Genomic DNA, 24,605 nt, shown 5'->3' with positions numbered 1-24,605 from the left:
GGGAACGTCAGCCTACGCTGGCCCGTATGCCCACCCTGATCCTTGTACGCCACGGACGCTCCACCGCCAACACGGCCGGGGTGCTCGCGGGCCGCACCCCAGGTGTCGCGCTCGACGAGCGCGGCGCCGCGCAGGCCGCCGCGCTGCCCGGGCGACTCGCTTCACTGACCCTCGCCGCCGTCGTCAGCAGCCCCCTGCAGCGGTGCCGGGAGACGGTGCAGCCGCTGCTCGACGCCCGGCCCGGGCTGCCGCTGCACACCGAGGAGCGGATCAGCGAGTGCGACTACGGCGACTGGGCGGGGCGCAAACTCGCGGAACTCACCGACGAGCCGCTGATGGCCGTCGTGCAGCAGCACCCCTCGGCCGCGGCGTTCCCCGGCGGCGAGTCGATGCGCGCCATGCAGGCGCGTGCCGTCGACGCCGTACGGGACTGGAACGCCCGGATCGAGGCCGAGCACGGCGACGGAGCCGTGTACGTCATGTGCTCGCACGGCGACATCATCAAGTCCCTCGTCGCCGACGCACTCGGGGTGCACCTCGACCTCTTCCAGCGGATCCAGGCCGAACCCTGCTCGGTCACCGCGATCCGGTACACCCGGCTGCGACCCTTCCTGCTGCGGCTCGGCGACACCGGGGACTTCGCCTCGCTGGAGCCGCGCGAACAGAGTGCAGGCACCGATGCGGATACGGATGCGACGGTCGGGGGCGGCGCTGGGGCGCCGTGATCGCTTCGCGCAGTAGGGTGGACGCGCCGTAGGCGCCTCTCCGGGGGACTTCCCGGACCCCGGCCGCCCCTCATTTGCCGTCAATACTCAAGGGAGACAGGACGTGTCCCGTCAGGTGTTCCTCTACGACCCCCCGGACCGCTTCGTGGCCGGTACGGTCGGGCTGCCTGGACGTCGTACGTTCTTCCTGCAGGCCTCCTCAGGCGGACGTGTCACCAGCGTGGCCCTGGAGAAGACCCAGGTCGCCGCGCTCGCCGAACGGATCGACGAACTCCTCGACGAGGTGGTGCGGCGGACCGGCGGGAACTCACCGGTGCCCGCCGTCGCACCGCTGGATGTCACCGACACCGCGCCGCTCGACGTGCCCGTCGAGGAGGAGTTCCGGGTCGGCACCATGGCACTCGCCTGGGACGGCGAGGAGCAGCGCATGATCGTCGAGGCGCAGGCCCTGGTCGAGCTGGACGCGGACTCCGACGACGATCTCGCGGAGGCCGAGGAGCGGATGCTGCAGGACGAGGAGAACGGTCCGCCGATGCTCCGGGTGCGGCTCAGCGGCGCGCAGGCCCGCGCGTTCGCCAAGCGCGCCCTGGACGTCGTCAACGCCGGCCGTCCGCCGTGCCCGCTGTGCAGCCTGCCGCTCGACCCGGAAGGACATGTATGCCCGCGCCAGAACGGATACCGCCGGGGAGCCTGACGGACGCCGAGCTGGTCGACCTGCTCACCAAGGGCCAGCTCACCGTCCTCGGTCAGGTCCGAGGGGCGTCCAACGCGGTGCTCCACTGCACCGTCGCGTACGAGGGCGAGGAACGGACCTGCGTCTACAAGCCCGTCGCCGGGGAACAGCCGCTGTGGGACTTCCCCGACGGCACGCTCGCCCAGCGGGAGGTGGCCGCGTACGAGATCTCCGAGGCGATGGGGTGGGGGCTGGTGCCGCCGACCGTGCTGAGGGACGGACCGTACGGGGAGGGCATGTGCCAGCTGTGGATCGAGGCGCCTGCCGGGGAATCGGCGGACGGCGACTCACCGCTGCTGGCGCTCGTCGAGGACGAGGAGCCGGCGGACGGATGGAAGGCCGTCGCCCTCGCCGAGGTGGGCGAGGGGAGGACGGCCCTGCTGGTGCACGCGGACGATCCTCGGCTGCGGAGGCTCGCGGTGCTCGACGCGGTGATCAACAACGGTGACCGCAAGGGCGGTCACCTGCTGCCCGCGCCCGGCGGCCGGCTGTACGGCATCGACCACGGTGTGACATTCAACGCTGACGACAAGCTGCGGACGCTGCTGTGGGGGTGGGCGGGCGAGCCGTTGACGGCCGAGGCCGTCGAGGTGCTGGGGCGGTTGGCGGAGGAACTCGTGCCGGGGACGACACTGGTCACCCGACTGGCAGAGTTGATCACTGCGGTGGAGATCGATGCGTTGCGGGGGAGGGTGGAGGGGCTGCGGGTGGCGGGGCGGCATCCGGAGCCGAGTGGGGGGTGGCCGTCCATACCGTGGCCGCCGGTGTGACGGGTGGGGCGTTGTGATTCCCCTGCCCGCTCCTTCCCGGAACCGGGACTCCGCCCCGGACCCCGGTGTCCTCAGGCGCCGGGCGGGCTGGATTCTTCGGGGCCGTCCCGGACGCTGCTCCTCGAGTCGACCGGCGGCGGGGCGAGGACGGCCGGACTGGCTGGAATCGGCGGTCGGGCCGGGATGGCCGCATCGCGCCCGCCCGGCGATCGAGGAAATCTTTTTCGGCCCGCCCGGCGTCCGAGGACGCCTTTCAGGGGGCCCGGGGCCGTGTCCCGGTTCGGGAAGAGGCATCCCGGGGGGAGAACGCCCGGCACGCGCAAGACCGCCTCTCCGGCCAGGATCCCGTATCCGGTTCGTATCCGGAAGCAACGTCCGGTTACGCTCATGGCATGCATGCCTGGCCCGCTTCTGAGGTCCCCGCCCTGCCTGGCAAGGGCCGCGACCTTCGGATCCACGACACCGCGACCGGCGGACGGATCACTCTTGACCCCGGTCCCGTCGCCCGCATCTACGTCTGCGGCATCACGCCGTACGACGCGACCCATATGGGTCATGCGGCGACCTACAACGCGTTCGACCTCGTTCAGCGCGTGTGGCTCGACACCAAGCGGCAGGTTCACTATGTCCAGAATGTGACCGACGTGGACGATCCGCTGCTGGAGCGGGCCGTGCGCGACGGTCAGGACTGGACCGAGCTCGCCGAACGCGAGACGGCCCTCTTCCGCGAGGACATGACCGCCCTGCGCATGCTTCCGCCGGAGCACTACATCGGCGCGGTGGAGGCGATACCCGGCATCGTCCCGCTCGTCGAACGCCTCCGGGACGCCGGCGCCGCCTACGAGCTCGACGGCGATGTGTACTTCTCCGTCGAGGCCGACCCGCACTTCGGCGAGGTGTCCAACCTGGACGCCGAGGCGATGCGACTGCTCTCCGCAGAGCGCGGCGGCGACCCGGAGCGCCCGGGCAAGAAGAACCCGCTCGACCCGATGCTGTGGATGGCCGCCCGCGAGGGCGAGCCGAGCTGGGACGGGGCCTCGCTCGGCCTGGGCCGGCCCGGCTGGCACATCGAGTGCGTGGCCATCGCCCTGGACCACCTCGGCATGGGCTTCGACGTCCAGGGAGGCGGGTCCGACCTCGCCTTCCCGCACCACGAGATGGGCGCCTCGCACGCCCAGGTGCTGACCGGCGAGCACCCGTTCGCAAAGGCGTACGTGCACGCCGGGATGGTGGCCCTGGACGGCGAGAAGATGTCGAAGTCCCGGGGCAACCTGGTCTTCGTATCGGCGCTGCGCCGGGACGGTGTGGACCCGGCCGCGATCCGGCTGGCCCTCCTCTCGCACCACTACCGGTCCGACTGGGAGTGGACCGATCAGGTGCTCGCCGATGCCGTCGAGCGGCTCGGACGGTGGCGTTCCGCAGTCTCCCGGCCCGACGGACTGTCCGCCGACGCCCTGGTCGAGGAGGTCCGTGAGGCCCTGGCCGACGACCTGGACGCCCCGGCCGCCCTGGCCGCCGTGGACCGCTGGGCCGAGCGCCAGATCGCCGAGGGCGGTACGGACGAGGGCGCACCCGGTCTTGTGTCGCGCACCGTCGACGCGCTGCTGGGTGTCGCGCTCTAGCCCGTTGTAACACCTCGTCTGTTTCCGTCCGGTGACCGGCCTTGGACTTCTCCACGAAGTTCGGGGCCGGTTCTGTTTTGTCCATGGTCAAATGCTCGCGGCTGCGCTAAAAGCGCTCTATGCAATCATCAACGCGCATCAGAGTGGCGGCAGTTGCAGCTCTGCTGGGACTGGTCGCCGTCTTCGCGGGACCTGGCAGCGCACAGGCCGAGTCGGCCGAGCCCGACGCCACGACGGTCGGTGATCTCACCGGCTTCCTTGCCGATGGGCCCGTCTACCACCTCGAAGCCGGCGCCGCCGAGGCCCGCGTCAGCTTCGTCTCCGCCGAGACCTTCCGCATCGAACTGGCTCCGGACGGTACGTTCGCCGACCCGACCGGCGACGACATAGTCCTGCCGCAGGGCGCCCCGCCGCACACCCGGTGGAAGGAGAGGAGCGACCGCTACGAACTCTCCACCGGCAGCATCACCCTGCGCGCCTACAAGTCGCCGCTGCGCTTCGAACTCCGGCGGGCCGACGGCAGCCTCGTCTGGTCCGAGGCCAAGGGGCTGAGCTGGGACGGGAAGCGGACCACCCAGACCCTGGCCCGCGGCGCCGACGAGCAGTTCTACGGCGCCGGGATGCAGAACGGCCGCGGCAACACCTCGCACCGCGGCCAGACCGTCGAGGTCGGCGTCGACTACAACTGGGACGACGGGGGCCACCCCAACTCCGTGCCGTTCTACCTCTCCTCGGCCGGATACGGCGTCTTCCGCAATACGTACGCACCCAACACCTACGCGTTCACCGACCCGGTGACCACCAGCGCGCAGGAACAGCGCTTCGACGCCTACTACTTCGCCGGCGACGACGCCAAGGACGTCATCGGCCAGTACACGAAGCTCACCGGCAAGCCCTTCCTGCCGCCCGTGTACGGGATGGAGATCGGCGACGCCGACTGCTATCTGCACAACGCCAACCGCGGCGAGCGCCGCACCCTGGACGCCCTGAAGGTCGCCGACGGTTACGTCGAGCACGACATGCCGAACGGCTGGATGCTCGTCAACGACGGCTACGGCTGCGGTTACGAGGACCTCGCCGAGACCTCCAAGGGCCTCCAGGACCGCGGCATGCAGCTCGGGCTGTGGACCGAGGACGGCATCGACAAGATCGCCGACCAGGTCAAGGCCGGTCAGCGGGTGGCCAAGCTCGACGTCGCGTGGGTCGGCTCGGGCTACAAGTTCGCTCTCGACGGCTGCAAGGACGCGTACAAGGGCATCGAGGACAACAGCGACGCCCGCGGCTTCACGTACGCCCCCGAGAGCTGGTCGGGGGCACAGCGCTGCGGCGTCCAGTGGTCCGGTGACCAGTACGGCACCTGGGACTACATCCGCTGGCAGATCCCGACCTATGCGGGCGCCACGATGTCCGGTCTCGCCTACACCACCGGCGACGTGGACGGCATCTTCGGCGGCAGCGCCAAGACGTACACCCGTGACCTGCAGTGGAAGATGTTCCTCGGCACCACGATGACCATGGACGGCTGGGCGGCCAGCGACAAGCAGCCCTACCGGTACGGCGAGCCGTACACCACCATCAACCGCGACTACCTCAAGCTCAAGGAGTCGCTGCTGCCCTACCAGTACTCGTACGCACACGAGGCGACCGAGACCGGTGTCGGCATGGTCCGCCCGCTCGTCCTCGAATACCCGGACGACCCCAGGGCGGCGACGGACGCGGCGAAGTACGAGTTCATGTCCGGCGAGGACTTCCTCGTCGCACCCGTCTACCAGGACAGCACCCGCCGCGACGGGATCTATCTGCCGAAGGGCACCTGGATCGACTACTGGAGCGGCCGGACGTACGAGGGGCCGACCACCGTCGACCACTACAGTGCCCCGCTCGACACCCTCCCGCTCTTCGTGAAGGCCGGTGCCGACGTGCCGATGTGGCCGGGCATCCGCTCGTACCAGGACCGCACGAGCGAGTCCTCGCTGGCCTGGGACATCTACCCGCAGGGCAGGTCCTCCTTCACGCTGTACGAGGACGACGGCGTCACCCGCGGGCACCGCGACGGCAAGTACGCCACCCAGCGGGCGGACGTCGACGCACCCGTCCGGGGCGCGGGCGACATCACCGTGAACATCGGTGAGAGCAAGGGGGACTTCACCGGCAAGCAGAGCAGCCGACCGTACGAGTTCAGCGTGCACACCGGGTCGGCACCGAGGGCCGTCGAGCTGAACGGAACACTGCCCCGGCTGGGCTCCGCGGCCGCGTACCGGACCGCGAAGCAGGGCTGGTGGTACGACCAGGACGACCGCGGTGGTGTGGTGAAGATCAAGACCGCACCGCTGAGCACAGAACGGAAGTTCAGCCTGAAGCTGGAGGACACCAGCGCCGTCGGTGGCAGGAAGGCGTCCGCCACGGCCGTCGTCTCCGCGCCGGACGCGCAGGAGGTCGGAGCGGGAGTCGAGGGCACCGTGGCCGTCGATGTCACCGCGGGCAGCGCAGATGTGACGGATGCCGCGGTCACCCTGGACGTTCCCGAGGGGTGGCAGGTCACCCCGGCGAAGACCGTGGACCGGATCCCGGCGGGCACCACCCGGCGGGTCGAGCTGGCAGTCACTCCGGCGAAGGACGCCGTGGCCGGGGAGGCCCGGATCACCGCGGTCGCCCGCTACCGGGCGGCGGGTGAAGCCCGCACCACCGTCCAGCGGTTCGCGGCCGGGGTGATGCCCCAGCCCCCGACCGCCGACACCTGGGCGAGCGATCTGGTCTGGCTGAAGTCGACCAACGGCTACGGGCCGGCCGAGCGCGACCGCAGCAACGGCGAGTCGGGTGCGACCGACGGGCACACCCTCACCCTCGCCGGGAAGACGTACGAGAAGGGGATCGGTTCTCACGCCGACTCCGACATCGAGGTCTATCTCGGCGGGCGCTGCACCACGTTCACCGCTGACGCGGGGATCGACGACGAGATCAACGGCTACGGCGAAGTGGCCTTCTCCGTCGAGGCGGACGGCAAGGTGCTGTGGACGTCGCCGAAGGTGACCGGGGCGTCGGCGACCGTGCCGGTCGAGGTGGACGTCGCCGGTGCGCGCCATGTACACCTGAAGGTCACCGACACCAACGGTTCCAAGACCGGTGACCACGGGGACTGGGCCGCGGCGCGGTTCAGCTGTTCCTGACAGCGGAGCGCCGGGCGGGTCCCACCCGCCCGGCGCTCGACCGGTCGCGACGGACTGCCGTGCGGTTCCTCAGTCCTCCGATGAATCCGGCGTATCCGATGAACCCTCGGGACCGGTGTCGGTGTCGTCGTCGGAGGGCCTGTCCTGAGCGGAGTCGCCCGTGGCTCCCTGCGGCGGTTCCGGCTCCGGCTTCGGCGGCTTCGGCGGCCTGGTCCGGCCGCTCGACGTGTCGCGCAGATACGAGGCGTCGCCGCTCTCGGTGGCATGCCCGCCGGGCGCCTGGCCGGGCGCGACGTCCCGGCGCCGCAGATACCGCTCGAACTCCCGAGCGATGGCCTCGCCGGACGCCTCGGGAAGCTCCGCGGTGTCCCTGGCCTCCTCCAGCGTCTGCACGTACTCGGCCACTTCGCTGTCCTCGGCGGCCAGTTGGTCGACCCCGAGCTGCCAGGCACGTGCGTCCTCGGGCAGTTCGCCCAAGGGGATGCGCAGCCCGATCAGGTCCTCCAGGCGGTTCAGCAGCGCCATGGTCGCCTTCGGGTTCGGCGGTTGCGACACATAGTGCGGCACCGCCGCCCACAGGCTCACCGCAGGCACACCGGCATGCGTGCAGGCCTCCTGGAGGATGCCGACGATGCCCGTCGGGCCCTCGTACCGGGTCTCCTCCAGGTCCATGGTGCGCGCCAGATCCGGGTCGGAGGTGACTCCGCTGACCGGCACGGGGCGGGTGTGCGGGGTGTCGCCGAGCAGTGCGCCCAGGACCACCACCATCTCCACGCCCAGCTCGTGGGCGAAGCCCAGGAGCTCGTTGCAGAACGAGCGCCAGCGCATCGACGGCTCGATACCGCGGACCAGGACGAGATCACGGGGCTTGTCCCCGCCGACGCGGACCACGGAGAGCCGGGTGGTGGGCCAGGTGATCTTTCGCACCCCGCCGTCCAGCCACACCGTCGGCCGGTTGACCTGGAAGTCGTAGTAGTCCTCGGCGTCGAGCGCCGCGAACACCTCGCCCTTCCACTCCCGGTCCAGGTGCGCGACCGCTGTGGAAGCGGCGTCACCTGCGTCGTTCCATCCCTCGAACGCGGCCACCATGACCGGGTCGATCAGCTCGGGAACCCCCTCGAGCTCGATCACCCAGGCCTCCTTCCGAAGTTCCCTTGCGTACGCACCAACCTTACGGCTTCCGGCCTCTCCCGCCGCAGCCCCCGTCCACGGCCGGGTGAACCCGGCCCCACGGGGTGCATCACCGGTCCAACCAGGGCACCTGTCTCCGAATTCATCCGAGCTGTGTACCGGGGATTTCGTCTCAACTCTGGACGTTGGGGCTGTCGCACCGCTATACATCGGATGACCAGAACAGAGGTCCGATGTTATTCCCCTGGGGGCGCACATGAGTCAGACCGTCACGGACTTCGAGGTCCACGACATCCGCTTTCCGACCTCGGAGCAACTGGACGGCTCGGACGCCATGAACCCCGATCCCGACTACTCCGCCGCCTATGTCGTCCTGCGTACCGATACCTCGCTCGGCTCGGAAGCTGACGGGACCGTCATCGAGGGCCATGGCTTCTGCTTCACCATCGGACGCGGCAACGAGGTCATGGCAGCCGCCATCGACGCGTTGCGCCCGTACGTGATCGGGCGCCCGGCACCCCGTACCGCGGCCGATCTCGGCGCGCTGTACCGCGAGCTCACCCATGACTCGCAACTGCGCTGGCTCGGCCCCGAGAAGGGCGTGATGCACATGGCGGCCGGCGCGGTCATCAACGCCGCCTGGGACCTGGCCGCCAAGCAGGCGGGCCGACCCGTCTGGCAGTTCCTCTCCGAAATGACGCCTCAGGAGCTCGTCTCCCTCGTCGACTTCCGCTACCTCACCGACGTCCTCACCCCCGACGAGGCACTCGAAATCCTGCAGGCCGCCGAACCGGGCCGCACCGAGCGCGCCGAACGGCTGCGCGCCGAGGGCTACCCCGCGTACACCACCTCGCCCGGCTGGCTCGGATACTCCGACGACAAGCTGGTCCGGCTTGCGAAGGAGGCTGTCGCCGACGGCTTCACCCAGATCAAGCTGAAGGTCGGCGGAGACCTCGGCGACGACGTCCGCAGACTCGCCCTGGCCCGGGAGGCCGTCGGACCGGACATCAGGATCGCCGTCGACGCCAACCAGCGTTGGGACGTCGCCGACGCGGTGGAGTGGATGACCGCGCTCGCGCCGTACGACCCGCACTGGATCGAGGAACCCACCAGCCCCGACGACATCCTCGGTCATGCCGCCGTCCGGGCCGGCCAGCCGGTCAAGGTCGCCACCGGTGAACACGTCTCCAACCGTGTCGTGTTCAAGCAGCTGCTCCAGGCCGGCGCGGTCGACTTCGTCCAGATCGATGCCGCGCGCGTGGCGGGCGTCAACGAGAACCTGGCGATCCTGCTGCTCGCCGCCAAGTTCGGCGTGCCGGTCTGCCCGCACGCGGGCGGCGTCGGACTGTGCGAGCTGGTGCAGCACCTGTCGATGTTCGACTATGTGGCCGTCTCCGGCAGCTGGGAGAACCGCGTGATCGAGTACGTCGACCATCTCCACGAACACTTCGCCGACCCCGCCGTGATCGAAGCCGGGCGCTACGTCGCCCCGCGCTCTCCGGGCTTCTCCGCCCGGATGCTCCCCGCCTCGATCACCGCACACCGCTACCCGGAGGGCCCCGTATGGCAGGCCCGCCGCACGCCTGAGGAGGCCGACCGATGAACGGTACAAGGGACTTCGACGGGATGTCCGCCCTGGTGACGGGCGGCGCCTCCGGTATCGGGGCCGCCGTCGCGACCCTGCTGCTGGAGCGCGGCGCGGACGTTGCCGTACTCGACCGGGAGACCGCAAGCGCCCCCACGGGCACGCTCGCCCTCAAGGCGGACGTCACCGACGACGACGCCGTACGCGACGCGGTCGACCGGGCCGCCGCCGAGCTGGGTGGTCTGCACACCCTGGTCTCGAACGCGGGCATCGGCTCCATCGGCACCGTCGAGGACAATGACGACGACGAGTGGACCCGCGTCCTCGACATCAACGTCCTCGGCATGGTCCGCACCGCCCGGCACGCCCTGCCCCATCTGCGGCGCGCGGCCGCCGACCGCCCCGGTGCCGTCTCCATCACCCAGACCTGCTCCATCGCGGCGACCGCCGGGCTGCCGCAACGCGCCCTGTACAGCGCCAGCAAGGGTGCGGTCCTGTCACTGACCCTCGCCATGGCCGCCGACCACGTCCGCGAAGGAGTCCGCGTCAACTGTGTCAACCCCGGCACCGCGGACACCCCGTGGATCGGCCGGCTCCTCGGCCAGGCCGACGACCCGGCAGCCGAGCGCGCCGCCCTCAACGCCCGCCAGCCGCTGGGACGGCTGGTGTCGGCCGACGAGGTGGCTGCCGCGATCGTCTACCTGGCGAGCCCCGCCGCCGCCTCGATCACCGGGACGGCACTCGCCGTCGACGGCGGCATGCAGGGCCTGCGGCTTCGGCCCGCCGCCGACTGACCCCGCTCCACCAGCCCTTGAGCCGCCCCATGCACCAGTCTTTGCCAACCCAGCACCGAGCCGGTACTCCACAAAGGACGGGACACCAATGAGAGTGCGTACGACAAGTGCGGCAGCCTGCGCCGTACTGCTGGCCGTCACTGCCCTCGCGGGCTGCAACCGCGAGTCCACCGACGACGGCGCCGGCGCCGGGAAGGTCGGTATCGACCTGCCGCGCAGCGACAGCGACTTCTGGAACTCGTACCAGAGCTACATCGAGAAGGGCGTGAAGGCCGGCGACGTCAAGGCACTGCCGCTGACCAACTCCCAGAACGACATAGGCAAGCTCGTCGCCAACGTCCAGACCTTCACCGACCAGGGCGCCAAGGCCGTGGTGATGGCCCCGCAGGACACCGGCGCCATCGCCGAGTCGCTGAACACGCTGAACGACAAGAAGATCCCGGTCGTCAGCGTCGACACCCGCCCCGACAAGGGCAACGTCTACATGGTGGTGCGCGCCGACAACAAGGCGTACGGCACCAACGCCTGCAAGTACCTCGGCGAGCAGCTGAAGGGCAAGGGCAAGGTCGTCGAGTTCCAGGGCGACCTGTCCTCGATCAACGGCCGCGACCGGTCCCAGGCCTTCAAGGCCTGCATGGACAAGGACTACCCGGGCATCAAGGTCTTCGAGCTGGCCACCGACTGGAAGGGCGACGTGGCGTCCGCCAAACTCCAGTCGACGCTCGCCGCTCACCCCGACATCAACGGCATCTACATGCAGGCCGGCGGTGTCTTCCTGCAGCCCACGCTCGCGCTCCTGGAGCAGAAGAAGCTGCTGAAGCCGACCGGTACGGCGGGTCACATCACGATCATCTCGAACGACGGCATCCCGGAGGAGTTCGACGCCATCAGGGCGGGCAAGATCGACGCGACGATCTCCCAGCCCGCCGACCTGTACGCGAAGTACGCCCTGTACTACGCCAAGGCGGCCCTGGACGGCAAGACCTTCAAGGAAGGCCCGACCGACCACGACTCGAACATCATCAAGATTCCCAATGGTTTCGAGGACCAGCTTCCCGCGCCCTTGGTGACCAAGGACAACGTGGACGACCCGAAGCTGTGGGCCAATCAGCTGGAGAAGAAGAGCTAGCCGTGACTCCTCCCTCTCGTTGCCGAGAGGGCTTCCCTCCCGGCAACGAAGAGCCGGGACGCGGCCCAGCCCTGACCGCCGCCCGAGGGCAGGTCATCGACGTTACTACAGCGCCTTGCTGAGAAGGGGTCTGATGGAAAAGGCACCACCTGCCGTACAGGCGGAAGGCGTCGTCAAACGCTTCGGGCCCACCGTGGCGCTCGACGGTGTGCAGCTCACCGTGCAGCCCGGCGAGTCCCATGCCCTCGTCGGCCGTAACGGCGCGGGCAAGTCCACCCTGGTCGGCGTGTTGACCGGACTGCACAAGGCGGACGCGGGGACGGTCCGGTTCGGCGGGGAGCCCGCGCCCGCCTTCGGGGACACGACGGCCTGGCAGTCGAAGGTCGCATGCGTCTACCAGAAGTCCATGGTCGTCCCCGATCTGACCGTCGCCGAGAACCTCTTTCTCGGCCGGCTGGACGACGAGTCGCGCTGGATCAGCTGGGGGAGGCTCCGCAGGCGCGCGGAGGAGCTCCTCGCCGAGTACGGGGTACAGGTCGACCCCCGCACCCGGGCCGGCGATCTCGCCGTGGAACAGCGGCAGTTCGTCGAGATCGCCCGGGCGCTGTCCTTCGGCGCCCGGCTGATCGTCCTCGACGAACCCACCGCCCAGCTCGACGCCCGGGGCATCGGCCGGCTCTTCGACAAGCTCCGGGAACTGCAGAGCCAGGGAGTGGCGTTCCTGTTCATCTCCCACCATCTGCAGGAGGTGTACGAACTGTGCACCGCGGTCACCGTCTACCGCGACGCCCGCCATGTCCTGACCGCCCCGGTCGCTGACCTCGCCAAGAGCGAACTGGTCGCGGCGATGACCGGCGAGCAGGGCGGCGGATCCGCCGCCTGGTACGCGGGTGGTGCGCCGACGGCGGTGCGGGACGAGTCGGCGGAGCCCGTACTGCGTACGGAAGGACTCGCCCTGGAGGGCCAGTTCGAGCCGCTGGACCTTCAGGTCCGCCCCGGCGAGGTGCTCGGCCTCGCCGGATCCGCGGCCAGCGGCAACACCGCACTCGGTGAGACGCTCGCCGGGATGCGCAAGGCCACCGGCGGCACGGTCCGCGTACACGGGAGGTCCGTGCGGTCCGGCAGCGTGCCGCACGCGCTGGACGCCGGGATCGGCTACATCCCCGAGGACCGGCACGACCAGGGACTCGTCCTCGGGCGCAGCGTCGCCGAGAACGCCACACTCACGGTCACCGACCAGCTCGGACCGTGGGGGACCGTACTGCCCTCCCGTACCCGGGAGTTCGCACGGTCGATGATCGAGTCGCTGGACATCAAGACACAGGGTCCCGAACAGCCTGTCGCCGGGCTCTCGGGCGGCAACCAGCAGAAGGTGGTGGTCGCCCGCGCACTGGCCCGCAAGCCGAGCGTGCTGGTCGCGGTCCGGCCCACCGCGGGTGTGGACGTCAAGTCCAAGGACTCGCTGCTCGGAGTCGTCCGGCGGGTCGCCGACGAGGGCAATGCCGCGGTCGTCGTCTCGGACGAGCTGGACGATCTGCGGGTCTGTGACCGGGTGCTCGCCCTGTTCCACGGGCGCGTGGTCGGGGTATTCGCAAGCGGGTGGACCGACGGGGAACTCGTCGCCGCCATGGAAGGTGTGGGGGAAAGGGAATGACCGGCACGATACGGCCGCCGGCGGCCGGCGACATCAACGGAGGGCCGAAGGGTGGGCTGGGCGAGGACAGCCCGCTGAGCCGGCTCAGGCTGATCCGGTGGAGCGACTTCTCCCTGGTGCCGGTGATCCTGGTGCTGATGGTGATCGGGTTCATCGTCTCGCCGGTGTTCCTCACCTCGGACAACCTGATCAGCGTCGTCCAGCAGTCCTCCGAGCTCAGCCTGCTGGTCCTCGGCCAGGCACTGATCCTCATCTGCGGACGGATGGACCTGTCGCTGGAGTCGACGATCGGCATCGCGCCGGTCGTCGCGATGTGGCTGGTCCTGCCCACCGAGGGCGGCCGGTTCGCCGGCCTCGGTCTGTTGCCCACCTGGTCGGCGATCCCGCTCTGTCTGCTGGTGGGCCTCGCGATCGGTGCGATCAACGGCTTTCTGATGCTGAAGCTGCGGGTCAACGGGTTCATCGCGACGCTCGGCATGCTCACCATGCTGCGCGGCCTCCACATCGGCATCACCGAGGGCAAGTCCATCACCGATGTCCCGGAGTCGTTCCGCTACCTCGGCAAGAGCGAGTGGCTCGGCGCACCGGCCGCGGTCTGGATCTGCCTGGTGCTCTTCGCGATCGGCGGCGCGGCGCTGGCCTGGCTGCGCCACGGACGCTCGTTGTACGCGATCGGCGGCAACCCGGAGGCGGCGCGGGCCGCCGGCATCCGGGTCGATCGGGTCACCTGGATCGTGCTCGCCATCGGCGGTCTGCTGGCGGCCTTCGCGGGCATCCTCTACACCGGCCACTACGGTGCGGTCGCCGCGACGCAGGGCAACGGCTGGATCTTCCAGGTTTTTGCCGCAGCGGTCATCGGCGGCATCAGCCTCAAGGGCGGGCGAGGCACGCTGTTCGGTGCGCTGACCGGCGTACTGACGCTGCAGCTGGTGGTCAACGTGATGACCCTGGGCGGCGTCCCGGCGCTGTGGAACCAGTTCCTCAACGGCGCGATCATCATTGTCGCGCTGGTCATCTCGCGCTTCGCGAGCGGTGAGAAGCAGGACTGACCCGTACGCCCGCAGACGCCGGCGGGGCTGAGAAGTTCAGCCCCGCCGGGGTTGCGGCGTGGGGTCGGGGCGGAGTCCCGGTTCGGGAAGTGGCGGGTGGGGGAACAAGCCCGCCGCAGGCGTCACAGCGTCGACCGCAGCCACTGCTCCACGCTCGCCACATGCACCGTCGCCCACGCCCGCGCAGCCTCCGTGTCCCGGTCGCGCAGCGCCGACAGGATCGCCCGGTGCTCGTGCAGGGTGCGGCTGACCGCGTCCTCCTGCGTCAGGCCGCGCCAGACGCGGGCCCGCGTCGTCGGCCCGGAGAGACCGTCGAGCAGGGAGCAGAGCACCGAGTTCCCGGACGACTGCACGATGCCGCGGTGGAACTCCAGATCGCAGGCGACCAGCTCCTCCACCGAGGGCTGCGCGCCGAGTGCGTCCAACTGAGAGCTCAGTATGTCGAGTTGGGCCTCGGTGATCCGGGTCGCGGCCATGGCCGTGGCGGCCGGCTCCAGGATCCGGCGGACTGCCAGGAACTCCAGCACCGTGTCGTCGCGGTGGAAGTCCACGACGAAGCTCAGCGCCTCCAGCAGCAGCTGCGGGTCGAGGCTGGTGACGTACGTGCCGTCGCCCTGCCGGACATCGAGAATACGGATCAGGGACAGGGCGCGGACCGCCTCGCGCAGCGAGTTGCGGGACAGCCCGAGCTCCGCCGCGAGTTCGCTCTCCTTGGGCAGACGGTCGCCGGGCCGTAGCGCACCCGAGACGATCATTCCCTTGATCTTCTCGATCGCCTCGTCGGTGACAGCCATGACGGTCCTCCTGGATTCGGGCGGGATCAGACCTCGGAAGAAGACATCCGATGTCTCATCTCATTATGGGGGTCGAGACAGGTGGATGAACCGGGTCTGCCGCAGCTGGTGACCGATCGCTCAGTCCCAGAGTGTCGAAGGCGCCTCGCGCCTTACCACCGGGGCGATCTCCTCCGTGAATCGCTCCAACGTCTCGGTCTGCTCCTGGTGGCTCGGTCCGAAGGCGTCCACGGAGATCGACTGCAGGTCGTGACCGTACACCTCGTGCCGGCCGAGGATCTTGTCGATGATCTGCTGCTGGCTGCCGATCAGCTGGGGGCCGTCCGCGATGGCCTCCTCGATCGTCCGGAACGGCGTGTTGTACCCCGCCTTCCCCTCCAGGCAGCCCGCGGCTGGATGGCGTTGGCGGTGAACAGCGGATCGCCGTGGAAGGTGGCCAGCTCGGGGGAGTTGAGACTGGTCGCAGAGCCGTGCCAGACGCGCGGCAGCCCGGCGTACGGACGCGGCACCGTCGTCACACCCTTCAGGGCCGGCCGGAACTCGCCCTCCCGGTCGACGCCCTCCCCGCGTCACATTGCGCGCGTATGGCGGCTGTTGGGCACGTACACCGGCCGCTCCAGGTCAGCGCGCACGGGCGCATGGCGGTACGCGGACGGGGGCGACTCCCCCCGTGGAAGCCGCCCCCGTCCGCGTACGTCGGCCGGTCTCAGTCCTTGTCGGCCAGCAGGCCCTCGACCTTGGTCCGGATCTCGTCCGTGGCCAGGCCGCGGATCGTCAGCGTCGTCCGGCGGCGCAGCACGTCGTCGGCCGTCTCGGCCCACTCGTGGTCGCGCGCGTACGCGACCTGCGCCCAGATCTCCGGCGCGTCCGGGTGGATGCGCTCGGCCAGCGCCGGGTTGTCGTTCGCCAGCCGCGCGATGTCGAAGGAGAGCGAGCCGTAGTGGGTGGCGAGGTGCCGCGCGGTGTCGGCGGCCATCCGCGGGCCGGGCGCTCCGCCGTCGATCAGCAGCCGGTGCGCGACCGCGTTCGGGTTGGCGATACCGGGCAGCGGGAGCTTCTTCGGCAGACGGGCCATCGGCTCCATGTCCTCGGCCAGCGGATGCCCGGGGAGCGCGGCCAGCTTGTTCATCACCGTACGGCCGATGTGGCGGAACGTCGTCCACTTGCCGCCCGCGACCGACAGCATCCCGCCGCGGCCCTCCGTCACGACCGTCTCGCGCTTGGCCTTGGAGGTGTCGCCGGGACCGCCCGGCAGCACCCGCAGGCCTGCGAAGGAGTAGGTGATCAGCTCGCGCGACAGCTGCTGGTCCTTGATCGAGAACGCCGCCTCGTCCAGGATCTGCGCGGTGTCCTTCTCGTTGACCGCGACGTCCGCCGGGTCGCCCTCGTACTCCTCGTCCGTCGTACCGAGCAGCAGCATGTCCTCCCAGGGCAGGGCGAACGTGATGCGGTACTTGTCGATCGGGGTGGCGAGTGCGGCCTTCCAGGGGCGGGTGCGCTTCAGGACGAGGTGCGCGCCCTTGGACAGACGTATCGAAGGCGCCGCGTTCGGGTCCTCCATCTTCCGCAGGTGATCGACCCACGGTCCGGTGGCGTTCAGCACGAGCCGGGCGGTGACGCCGAACTCCGTGCCGTCCGTACGGTCCTCGAGGTCGGCGCCCGTCACCCGGCCCTTGGTGAACCGCAGGCCGGTCACCGCGGCGTGGTTGAGGACGACCGCGCCCGCGTCGACGGCCGCACGGACCGTCATCAGTGCCATCCGGGCGTCGTTCATCTGGTCGTCGCCGTAGACCGCGACGGCCTTCAGATTGTCCGTGCGCAACTCCGGCACATCGCGCTGCGCCTTCGCCGGGCTGATCACATGGCCGACGCCGTCACCGAACGCGGACAGCGCCGAGTACGCGAACACACCCGCGCCCAGCTTGGCCGCACCGTGCGGTCCGCCCTTGTAGACGGGCAGGTAGAAGGTGAGCGGGTTGGCCAGGTGCGGGGCCACCTGACGGGACACCGCACGTCGCTCGAAGTGGTTCTCCGCGACCAGCTTCACCGCGCCGGTCTGCAAGTAGCGCAGGCCGCCGTGGAGCAGCTTGGAGGAGGCGGAGGAGGTGGCGCCGGCGAAGTCGCCGGCGTCCACCAGAGCCACCCGCAGCCCGGACTGCGCGGCGTGCCAGGCGGTGGAGATGCCCAGGATGCCGCCACCGATCACCAGGAGGTCGTACGTCGCCTTGGAGAGCTGCTCCCGAGTCTCGGCGCGGCTCGGAAGGGAGCCGGAGGCCGGGTGCGTCCCGAGGGCCGGGACGCTCTGCAGGGTGGTCATGTCGATTACTCCTCGTCTTCGATCCAGCCCATGGTCCGCTCCACGGCCTTGAGCCAGCTCTTGTACTCGCGGTCGCGGGTGTCCGCGTCCATGCGGGGGGTCCACTCGGCGGCCCGGCGCCAGTTGGCGCGCAGCGCGTCGGTGTCCGGCCAGAAGCCGACGGCGAGACCGGCGGCGTAGGCGGCGCCGAGGCAGGTGGTCTCGGCGACCATGGGACGCACCACGGGTGCGTCCAGGAAGTCGGCGAGCGTCTGCATCAGCAGGTTGTTGGAGGTCATGCCGCCGTCGACCTTGAGGGCGGTCAGCTCGACGCCCGAGTCCTTGGTCATGGCGTCGGTGATCTCGCGGGTCTGCCAGGCGGTGGCCTCCAGTACGGCACGGGCGATGTGCGCCTTGGTGACGTACCTGGTCAGGCCGGCGATGACGCCGCGGGCGTCGGAACGCCAGTACGGGGCGAACAGGCCGGAGAAGGCAGGCACGAAGTACGCGCCGCCGTTGTCCTCGACCGACGAGGCCAGCGTCTCGATCTCGGCCGCGGACTTGATCAGGCCCATCTGGTCGCGCATCCACTGCACCAGCGCGCCGGTGACGGCGATGGAGCCCTCCAGGGCGTAGACCGGCTTCTGGTCGCCGATCCGGTAGCCGACGGTCGTCAGCAGCCCGTTGTACGAGTTGACGGGCGTCTCACCGGTGTTCATCAGCATGAAGGTGCCGGTGCCGTACGTGGACTTGGCCTCGCCCTCGGAGAAACAGGTCTGGCCGAAGAGGGCAGCCTGCTGGTCGCCGAGCGCGGACGCGACCGGGACGCCGGCCAGGACGCCGTCCTTGGCGGTGCCGTACACCTCGGCGGAGGAGCGGATCTCGGGCAGCACGGCCGCCGGGATGTCCATGGAGGCGAGGATCTTGTCGTCCCACGCCATGCTGTGCAGGTTCATCAGGAGGGTGCGCGAGGCGTTGGTGACGTCGGTGACATGGACGCCGCCCTCGGTGCCACCGGTCAGGTTCCAGATGACCCAGGAATCCATGGTGCCGAAGAGGATGTCGCCGCGCTCGGCGCGCTCGCGCAGGCCCTCGACGTTGTCGAGCAGCCAGCGGACCTTGGGGCCGGCGAAGTACGAGGCGAGCGGCAGCCCGGTCTCGCGGCGGAAGCGGTCCTGGCCGACGTTGCGGCCCAGTTCCTTGCAGAGCGCGTCGGTGCGGGTGTCCTGCCAGACGATGGCGTTGTGGACGGGCTCGCCGGTGTTCTTGTCCCAGAGCAGCGTGGTCTCGCGCTGGTTGGTGATACCGATCGCCTTGACGTCGGCGGCGGTGATACCCGCCTTGACGACGGAGCCGGCGACGACTTCCTGGACGTTCTCCCAGATCTCGGCCGCGTTGTGCTCGACCCAGCCCGGCTTCGGGAAGATCTGCTCGTGCTCCTTCTGATCGACGGAGACGATCCGGCCGTCCTTGTCGAAGATGATGCAGCGGCTCGACGTGGTGCCCTGGTCGATGGCGGCGATGAACGGTCCGGTGGTGTGTGCGTCGGTCACGGTGTGCTCCTGGAAGTCTGTGGGATCTGAGGGTTACGGCTCAGGGCTCTACGGTTCACGCGAAGGCGAGGTTGTAGAGACCGCCCGCGATCGCGCCGCCGATGAGGGGGCCGACGACCGGGACCCAGGCGTAGCCCCAGTCGGAGCCACCCTTGTTCGGCAGCGGCAGCAGCGCGTGCACGATACGCGGACCGAGGTCGCGAACGGGGTTGATTGCGTAACCGGTCGGGCCGCCGAGCGAGAGGCCGATGCTGACGACGACCAGGGAGGTGATCAGCGCGCCGAGCGTGCCGAGCCCGTTGCCGTCGTTGTTCAGGCCCTGGGTGAGGATCGCCAGGACCAGCACGACGGTGGCGATGACCTCGGTGACCAGGTTCTGCACGGCGTTCCGGATCTCCGGGCCGGTCGAGAAGATGCCCAGCACCGGGCCGGCCTTCGGGGCGGCGGCCTGGTCGACCATGCCCTCTTCACTCGGCTGGCTGTACAGAGTCTCCGGGTCGGTCAGATGGGCCCGGAACTGTCCGTAGTACGTCAGCCAGACCAGCACCGCGCCGATCATCGCGCCGAGCAGCTGGGAGCCGATGTACAGCGGTACGTCGCTCCACGCGGTGCCGCCCTTGATGGCGAGGCCGATCGTGACCGCGGGGTTGAGGTGGGCCCCGGACACGCCGCCGGCCAGATACGCGGCCGTCAGTACTGCGAAACCCCACCCGAAGGCGATCGAGAGCCAGCCGGCGTTCTGTGCCTTGGAGTGCTTGAGAGTGACGGCGGCACAGACACCGCCGCCGAGCAGGATGAGTACGGCGGTACCGATGGTCTCGCCGATGAAGATGTCGGAGCTGGACACCCGCGACTCCTTTGTCCTTCGTCCAGGGAAGCCGAACCCCGGGTCCCTCCGGTGGTCCGCGCCCTCAGGTGAGGGCGTCACCGGCCCTTGGCACTGCCACACCCTAGCTTGTATTGCCGTTAGGCGTTCGACAATGTCGACCGATGAACGGCAGTGTTTCCCCCCGGTGAATGAAGCGTCAAGGGTTCTGGGACGGATAACACGATCGTTACCGATGATCCGCCAAATCGGTCAGAAGCGCCTGGCGCCGAGATCCCGGGAGACCGCCCGCGCGCAGTCCCGTACGGCAGCCACCAGTTCGGGGCGCAGCTCGCCGCCGGAGCAGAGACGTTCCACCGCACCGGTCACGGCCACCGCGCCCACCGGCATCCGGCGCCGGTCGTGGATCGGTGCGGCCACCGCGGCCACTCCTTCCCAGGTCTCCTCCATATCGGCCGCCCAGCCGCGCGCCCGGGTCAGATCGAGCACCGTCTCGAACTCCTCCAGATCGGTGACGGTGCGCGGGGTGAAGGGCTGCCGCTCGCCCTCGACGGCCTCGGTGTGCGCCACCGGGTCGTACGCCGCCAGCACCTTGCCCAGCGCGGTGGAGTGCAGCGGCTGCATCGCCCCGACCTCCAGGACCTGCCGGCTGTCGTCGGGCCGGAACACGTGGTGGACGATGAGCACGCCCTGCTGGTGCAGGACGCCCAGATGGGCGCTCTCGCCGCTGGAGCGGGCCAGATCGTCCGTCCAGACCAGGGCGCGCGCCCGTAGCTCGTGGACGTCCAGATAGCTGTTGCCCAGGCGCAGCAGCTCGGCGCCCAGCTGGTAGCGCCCGGACGCCGCGTCCTGTTCGACGAAGCCCTCGTGCTGGAGCGTGCGCAGGATGCCGTGTGCGGTGCCCTTGGCCAGGCCCAGTGAGGAGGAGATGTCGGAGAGCCCCAGCCGACGTTCGCCACCTGCCAGCAGACGCAGCATCGCCGCCGCCCGCTCGAGCGACTGGATGTTCTTGGCCATGACGCCGTACTCCTCCATTGTGGTTCGACAATGCTGAACACTATCGGTCGATGTCGACCCATGTCCGTTCGTGTGGGGAATTCGCTCGACTGCTCGGTTCCGGACATCCCCCGCACAGCATGCCGTCCGTCACGTGGGACACAGTGACGCTCCGAGGCGCTGCCCGGCTACCCTGACGAGGTGCGGCCTCTTCCGGAAGCCGCAAAGCCGACAGCCGTCGCATCCCAGGGAGCACATCCATGGCCTCGTTGCCGACCCTTTCCGCCGACAGCCGGAACCGAGCCGAAGCCCTCCGCGAGGCGCTCGCCACCCGAGTGGTCGTGGCCGACGGTGCCATGGGCACCATGCTCCAGGCGCAGGATCCCAGCCTTGAGGACTTCCAGAACCTCGAGGGCTGCAACGAGATCCTCAACGTCACCCGCCCGGACATCGTGCGCTCCGTGCACGAGGAGTACTTCGCGGTCGGCGTGGACTGCGTGGAGACGAACACCTTCGGCGCCAACCTCGCGGCCCTGGGCGAGTACGACATCCCCGAGAGGGTCTTCGAGCTCTCCGAGTCCGGCGCGCGCATCGCCCGCGAGGTCGCCGACGAGTTCACCGCCGCCACCGGACAGCAGCGCTGGGTGCTCGGCTCCATGGGCCCGGGCACGAAGCTGCCGACGCTGGGCCACGCCCCGTACGACAAGCTCCGCGACGCCTACCAGCAGAACGCCGAAGGCATGATCGCCGGCGGCGCCGACGCCCTCCTGGTGGAGACCACCCAGGACCTGCTGCAGACCAAGGCCTCGATCATCGGCGCCCGCCGTGCGCTGGACGCCACCGGCGCCAACCTGCCGGTGATCTGCTCCGTCACCGTCGAGACGACCGGCACGATGCTGCTCGGCTCCGAGATCGGCGCGGCGCTCACCGCCCTGGAACCGCTCGGCATCGACCTGATCGGCCTGAACTGCGCCACCGGCCCCGCCGAGATGAGCGAGCACCTGCGCTACCTCGCCCGTCACTCGCGCATCCCGCTCTCCTGCATGCCCAACGCCGGTCTCCCCGTCCTCGGCAAGGACGGCGCGCACTACCCGCTGTCACCGGCCGAGCTGGCCGACGCCCAGGAGACGTTCGTCCGCGAGTACGGCCTCTCCCTGGTCGGCGGCTGCTGCGGCACGACCCCCGAGCATCTGCGCCAGGTCGTCGAACGCGTCCGCGGCCTCTCCCTCGCCCCGCGCGAACCGCGTCCCGAGCCGGGCGCCGCCTCCCTCTACCAGTCCGTCCCGTTCCGTCAGGACACCTCGTACCTCGCGATCGGTGAGCGTACGAACGCCAACGGATCCAAGAAGTTCCGCGAGGCCATGCTGGAAGCCCGCTGGGACGACTGCGTGGAGATGGCCCGCGACCAGATCCGCGAGGGCGCGCACATGCTCGACCTCTGTGTCGACTATGTCGGCCGCGACGGGGTGGCCGACATGCAGGAGCTGGCCGGCCGCTTCGCGACCGCGTCCACCCTCCCGATCGTGCTCGACTCCACCGAGCTGCCCGTCCTGCGGGCCGGCCTGGAGAAGCTCGGCGGACGCGCCGTCCTCAACTCCGTCAACTACGAGGACGGTGACGGACCCGAGTCGCGTTTCGTCAAGGTCACCAAGCTGGCCGTCGAACACGGTGCCGCGCTGATCGCCCTGACCATCGACGAGGAGGGCCAGGCCCGCACCGTCGAGCACAAGGTCGCCATCGCCGAGCGGCTGATCGAGGATCTGACCGGCAACTGGGGCATCCAGGAGTCGGACATCCTCATCGACACCCTGACCTTCACGATCTGCACCGGTCAGGAGGAGTCCCGGGGCGACGGCATCGCCACCATCGGGGCCATCCGCGAACTCAAGCGGCGCCACCCCGACGTACAGACCACGCTCGGCCTGTCGAACATCTCCTTCGGCCTCAACCCGGCCGCCCGCGTCGTGCTCAACTCCGTCTTCCTCGACGAATGCGTCAAGGCCGGACTCGACTCCGCGATCGTGCACGCATCCAAGATCCTGCCGATCGCACGACTCGAAGAGGAGCAGGTCAAGGTCGCCCTCGACCTCATCTACGACCGTCGCGCCGAGGGCTACGACCCCCTCCAGAAGCTCATGGAGCTCTTCGAGGGCGTCAACATGAAGTCGATGAAGGCCGGCAAGGCCGAGGAACTCCTCGCGCTGCCGCTCGAGGAGCGACTCCAGCGCCGCATCATCGACGGCGAGAAGAACGGCCTGGAGACCGACCTCGACGAGGCACTGCAGACCCGCCCGGCCCTCGACATCGTCAACGACACCCTGCTCGAAGGCATGAAAGTGGTCGGAGAGCTCTTCGGCTCCGGCCAGATGCAGCTGCCGTTCGTGCTCCAGTCCGCCGAGGTCATGAAGAGCGCGGTCGCGCACCTGGAACCGCACATGGAGAAGTCGGACGCGGAGGGCAAGGGCACCATCGTGCTGGCCACCGTCCGCGGCGACGTCCACGACATCGGCAAGAACCTCGTCGACATCATCCTCTCCAACAACGGCTACAACGTCGTCAACATCGGCATCAAGCAGCCGGTCTCCGCGATCCTGGAAGCCGCGGAGGAGCACCGCGCCGATGTCATCGGCATGTCCGGGCTCCTGGTGAAGTCCACCGTGATCATGAAGGAGAACCTGGAGGAGCTGAACCAGCGCAAGCTGGCCGCCGAATATCCGGTGATCCTCGGCGGCGCGGCTCTCACCAGGGCCTATGTCGAGCAGGACCTCCACGAGATCTACGAGGGCGAGGTCCGCTACGCCCGCGACGCGTTCGAGGGCCTGCGCCTGATGGATGCCCTGATCGCGGTCAAGCGCGGCGTCCCCGGCGCCACTCTCCCGGAGCTCAAGCAGCGCCGGGTGCCCAAGCGGGAGACCGCTGTGCTGGAGGTCGATGAGCCGGAGGAGGGCGTCCGCTCCGACGTCGCCACGGACAACCCGGTCCCCGAGCCCCCGTTCTGGGGTACCCGCGTCGTCAAGGGCATCCAGCTCAAGGAGTACGCCTCCTGGCTCGACGAGGGTGCGCTCTTCAAGGGGCAGTGGGGCCTGAAGCAGGCCCGCGCCGGTGACGGGCCGACGTACGAGGAGCTCGTGGAGACCGAGGGCCGCCCGCACCTGCGCGGCTGGCTCGACAAGCTGCACACCGAGAACCTGCTGGAAGCCGCCGTCGTCTACGGCTACTTCCCCTGCGTCTCCAAGGGCGACGACCTGATCCTGCTCCACGAGGACGGCTCGGAGCGCACCCGCTTCACCTTCCCGCGCCAGCGCCGCGGCCGCCGCCTCTGCCTCGCGGACTTCTTCCGTCCCGAGGAGTCCGGTGAGACGGATGTGATCGGCCTCCAGGTCGTCACGGTCGGCTCGAAGATCGGCGGGGAGACCGCCAAGCTCTTCGAAGCCAACTCCTACCGCGACTACCTGGAGCTGCACGGCCTCTCCGTCCAGCTGGCCGAGGCCCTCGCCGAGTACTGGCACGCCCGGGTCCGCTCCGAGCTCGGTTTCGGCGGCGAGGACCCGGCCGACGTCGAGGACATGTTCGCGCTGAAGTACCGCGGTGCGCGCTTCTCCCTCGGCTACGGCGCCTGCCCCGATCTCGAGGACCGGGCGAAGATCGCCGACCTGCTCCAGCCCGAGCGGATCGGGGTGCACCTGTCCGAGGAGTTCCAGCTGCACCCGGAGCAGTCCACCGACGCGATCGTCATTCATCACCCGGAGGCGAAGTACTTCAACGCGCGGTAGAAAATGAT

Annotated in this window: 17 protein-coding genes and 1 pseudogene; 11 read left to right on the top strand and 7 right to left on the bottom strand. The window is 69.6% G+C overall.

Annotated features, from left to right (window positions below; translation table 11 throughout):
• Nucleotides 1-26 precede the first annotated feature (26 nt).
• The 5 genes from ACWCP8_RS09465 (at nt 27) to ACWCP8_RS09445 (ending at nt 7,017) form a co-directional block, all read left to right on the top strand.
• The gene (locus ACWCP8_RS09465) at nt 27-725 is read left to right on the top strand and encodes a histidine phosphatase family protein (RefSeq protein ID WP_352266465.1); all 699 of its coding nucleotides are present in this window, start codon (nt 27-29) and stop codon (nt 723-725) included.
• A 103-nt stretch (nt 726-828) separates the two neighbouring features.
• Nucleotides 829-1,419: a DUF3090 domain-containing protein gene (locus ACWCP8_RS09460; RefSeq protein ID WP_267006045.1), complete on the top strand. Its 591-nt coding sequence runs from the start codon at nt 829-831 to the stop codon at nt 1,417-1,419.
• Nucleotides 1,383-2,228 (top strand): SCO1664 family protein, encoded by an 846-nt coding sequence (locus tag ACWCP8_RS09455; RefSeq protein WP_352266464.1) that lies wholly within the window; start codon nt 1,383-1,385, stop codon nt 2,226-2,228. Before ACWCP8_RS09460 ends, ACWCP8_RS09455 begins: the two co-directional genes overlap by 37 nt.
• Nucleotides 2,229-2,620: 392 nt before the next feature.
• Nucleotides 2,621-3,850: a cysteine--1-D-myo-inosityl 2-amino-2-deoxy-alpha-D-glucopyranoside ligase gene (gene mshC, locus ACWCP8_RS09450; RefSeq protein ID WP_383920297.1), complete on the top strand. Its 1,230-nt coding sequence runs from the start codon at nt 2,621-2,623 to the stop codon at nt 3,848-3,850.
• Between the two features lie 119 nt (nt 3,851-3,969).
• A complete protein-coding gene (locus ACWCP8_RS09445) occupies nt 3,970-7,017 on the top strand; it encodes an NPCBM/NEW2 domain-containing protein (RefSeq protein ID WP_352266462.1) in 3,048 nt (1,015 codons plus the stop codon).
• A 69-nt stretch (nt 7,018-7,086) separates the two neighbouring features.
• On the opposite strand, the gene ACWCP8_RS09440 is transcribed toward ACWCP8_RS09445, so the two are convergent.
• On the bottom strand, nt 7,087-8,148 hold the full coding sequence (locus ACWCP8_RS09440) for a PAC2 family protein (protein WP_352266031.1): 1,062 nt from the start codon (nt 8,146-8,148) through the stop codon (nt 7,087-7,089).
• A gap of 256 nt (nt 8,149-8,404) precedes the next feature.
• Between ACWCP8_RS09440 and ACWCP8_RS09435 the strand changes: the two genes are divergently transcribed.
• From ACWCP8_RS09435 to ACWCP8_RS09415, 5 genes are all read left to right on the top strand, one after another.
• Entirely contained in the window at nt 8,405-9,751 is a 1,347-nt protein-coding gene (locus ACWCP8_RS09435) for an L-fuconate dehydratase (protein WP_352266032.1), read from the top strand.
• Entirely contained in the window at nt 9,748-10,527 is a 780-nt protein-coding gene (locus tag ACWCP8_RS09430) for an SDR family NAD(P)-dependent oxidoreductase (protein ID WP_451115112.1), read from the top strand. Before ACWCP8_RS09435 ends, ACWCP8_RS09430 begins: the two co-directional genes overlap by 4 nt.
• 88 nt (nt 10,528-10,615) lie before the next feature.
• The gene (locus ACWCP8_RS09425) at nt 10,616-11,656 is read left to right on the top strand and encodes a sugar ABC transporter substrate-binding protein (RefSeq protein ID WP_313936462.1); all 1,041 of its coding nucleotides are present in this window, start codon (nt 10,616-10,618) and stop codon (nt 11,654-11,656) included.
• 133 nt (nt 11,657-11,789) lie between these two features.
• Entirely contained in the window at nt 11,790-13,310 is a 1,521-nt protein-coding gene (locus tag ACWCP8_RS09420; protein WP_451115110.1) for a sugar ABC transporter ATP-binding protein, read from the top strand.
• Nucleotides 13,307-14,359 carry an ABC transporter permease gene (locus ACWCP8_RS09415; RefSeq protein WP_326602684.1) on the top strand — a complete coding sequence of 351 codons (1,053 nt, stop codon included), beginning with the start codon at nt 13,307-13,309 and terminating at the stop codon, nt 14,357-14,359. The genes ACWCP8_RS09420 and ACWCP8_RS09415 overlap by 4 nt, the downstream gene beginning before the upstream one ends.
• 122 nt (nt 14,360-14,481) lie before the next feature.
• On the opposite strand, the gene ACWCP8_RS09410 is transcribed toward ACWCP8_RS09415, so the two are convergent.
• The 6 genes and pseudogenes from ACWCP8_RS09410 to ACWCP8_RS09385 all read right to left on the bottom strand — a co-directional run bounded on the left by ACWCP8_RS09410 (nt 14,482) and on the right by ACWCP8_RS09385 (nt 20,845).
• Nucleotides 14,482-15,153, bottom strand: coding sequence for a FadR/GntR family transcriptional regulator (locus ACWCP8_RS09410; protein ID WP_352266035.1), 672 nt, complete (start codon nt 15,151-15,153; stop codon nt 14,482-14,484).
• A 120-nt stretch (nt 15,154-15,273) separates the two neighbouring features.
• Nucleotides 15,274-15,716 (bottom strand): annotated as a pseudogene (locus ACWCP8_RS09405) (LLM class flavin-dependent oxidoreductase); the annotation flags it as partial.
• A gap of 143 nt (nt 15,717-15,859) precedes the next feature.
• The gene (locus tag ACWCP8_RS09400) at nt 15,860-17,470 is read right to left on the bottom strand and encodes a glycerol-3-phosphate dehydrogenase/oxidase (RefSeq protein WP_352266036.1); all 1,611 of its coding nucleotides are present in this window, start codon (nt 17,468-17,470) and stop codon (nt 15,860-15,862) included.
• A 5-nt stretch (nt 17,471-17,475) separates the two neighbouring features.
• The gene (gene glpK, locus ACWCP8_RS09395; protein ID WP_352266037.1) at nt 17,476-19,002 is read right to left on the bottom strand and encodes a glycerol kinase GlpK; all 1,527 of its coding nucleotides are present in this window, start codon (nt 19,000-19,002) and stop codon (nt 17,476-17,478) included.
• 55 nt (nt 19,003-19,057) lie between these two features.
• Nucleotides 19,058-19,849: an MIP/aquaporin family protein gene (locus ACWCP8_RS09390; protein WP_352266038.1), complete on the bottom strand. Its 792-nt coding sequence runs from the start codon at nt 19,847-19,849 to the stop codon at nt 19,058-19,060.
• A 231-nt stretch (nt 19,850-20,080) separates the two neighbouring features.
• Complete coding sequence (locus ACWCP8_RS09385; RefSeq protein ID WP_352266039.1) at nt 20,081-20,845, bottom strand: IclR family transcriptional regulator; 765 nt, start codon at nt 20,843-20,845, stop codon at nt 20,081-20,083.
• Nucleotides 20,846-21,084: 239 nt separating this feature from the next.
• On the opposite strand from ACWCP8_RS09385, the gene metH reads away from it, so the two are divergent.
• Entirely contained in the window at nt 21,085-24,597 is a 3,513-nt protein-coding gene (gene metH / locus ACWCP8_RS09380) for a methionine synthase (RefSeq protein WP_451115106.1), read from the top strand.
• The last annotated feature ends 8 nt before the right edge of the window (nt 24,598-24,605 follow it).

It is taken from the genome of Streptomyces sp. NPDC002206 (assembly GCF_053593595.1).
This window is presented reverse-complemented; position numbering and strand designations above follow the sequence as displayed.

What these genes read in the sequence shown, in the direction of transcription:
- ACWCP8_RS09465 (WP_352266465.1), top strand. Translation starts at nt 27, where the DNA reads ATGCCCACCCTGATCCTTGTACGCCACGGACGCTCCACCGCCAACACG.
- ACWCP8_RS09455 (WP_352266464.1), top strand. Translation starts at nt 1,383, where the DNA reads ATGCCCGCGCCAGAACGGATACCGCCGGGGAGCCTGACGGACGCCGAG.
- mshC (WP_383920297.1), top strand. Translation starts at nt 2,621, where the DNA reads ATGCATGCCTGGCCCGCTTCTGAGGTCCCCGCCCTGCCTGGCAAGGGC.
- ACWCP8_RS09445 (WP_352266462.1), top strand. Translation starts at nt 3,970, where the DNA reads ATGCAATCATCAACGCGCATCAGAGTGGCGGCAGTTGCAGCTCTGCTG.
- ACWCP8_RS09435 (WP_352266032.1), top strand. Translation starts at nt 8,405, where the DNA reads ATGAGTCAGACCGTCACGGACTTCGAGGTCCACGACATCCGCTTTCCG.
- ACWCP8_RS09430 (WP_451115112.1), top strand. Translation starts at nt 9,748, where the DNA reads ATGAACGGTACAAGGGACTTCGACGGGATGTCCGCCCTGGTGACGGGC.
- ACWCP8_RS09425 (WP_313936462.1), top strand. Translation starts at nt 10,616, where the DNA reads ATGAGAGTGCGTACGACAAGTGCGGCAGCCTGCGCCGTACTGCTGGCC.
- ACWCP8_RS09420 (WP_451115110.1), top strand. Translation starts at nt 11,790, where the DNA reads ATGGAAAAGGCACCACCTGCCGTACAGGCGGAAGGCGTCGTCAAACGC.
- ACWCP8_RS09415 (WP_326602684.1), top strand. Translation starts at nt 13,307, where the DNA reads ATGACCGGCACGATACGGCCGCCGGCGGCCGGCGACATCAACGGAGGG.
- ACWCP8_RS09410 (WP_352266035.1), bottom strand. Translation starts at nt 15,153, where the DNA reads ATGGCTGTCACCGACGAGGCGATCGAGAAGATCAAGGGAATGATCGTC.
- ACWCP8_RS09400 (WP_352266036.1), bottom strand. Translation starts at nt 17,470, where the DNA reads ATGACCACCCTGCAGAGCGTCCCGGCCCTCGGGACGCACCCGGCCTCC.
- ACWCP8_RS09385 (WP_352266039.1), bottom strand. Translation starts at nt 20,845, where the DNA reads ATGGCCAAGAACATCCAGTCGCTCGAGCGGGCGGCGGCGATGCTGCGT.
- metH (WP_451115106.1), top strand. Translation starts at nt 21,085, where the DNA reads ATGGCCTCGTTGCCGACCCTTTCCGCCGACAGCCGGAACCGAGCCGAA.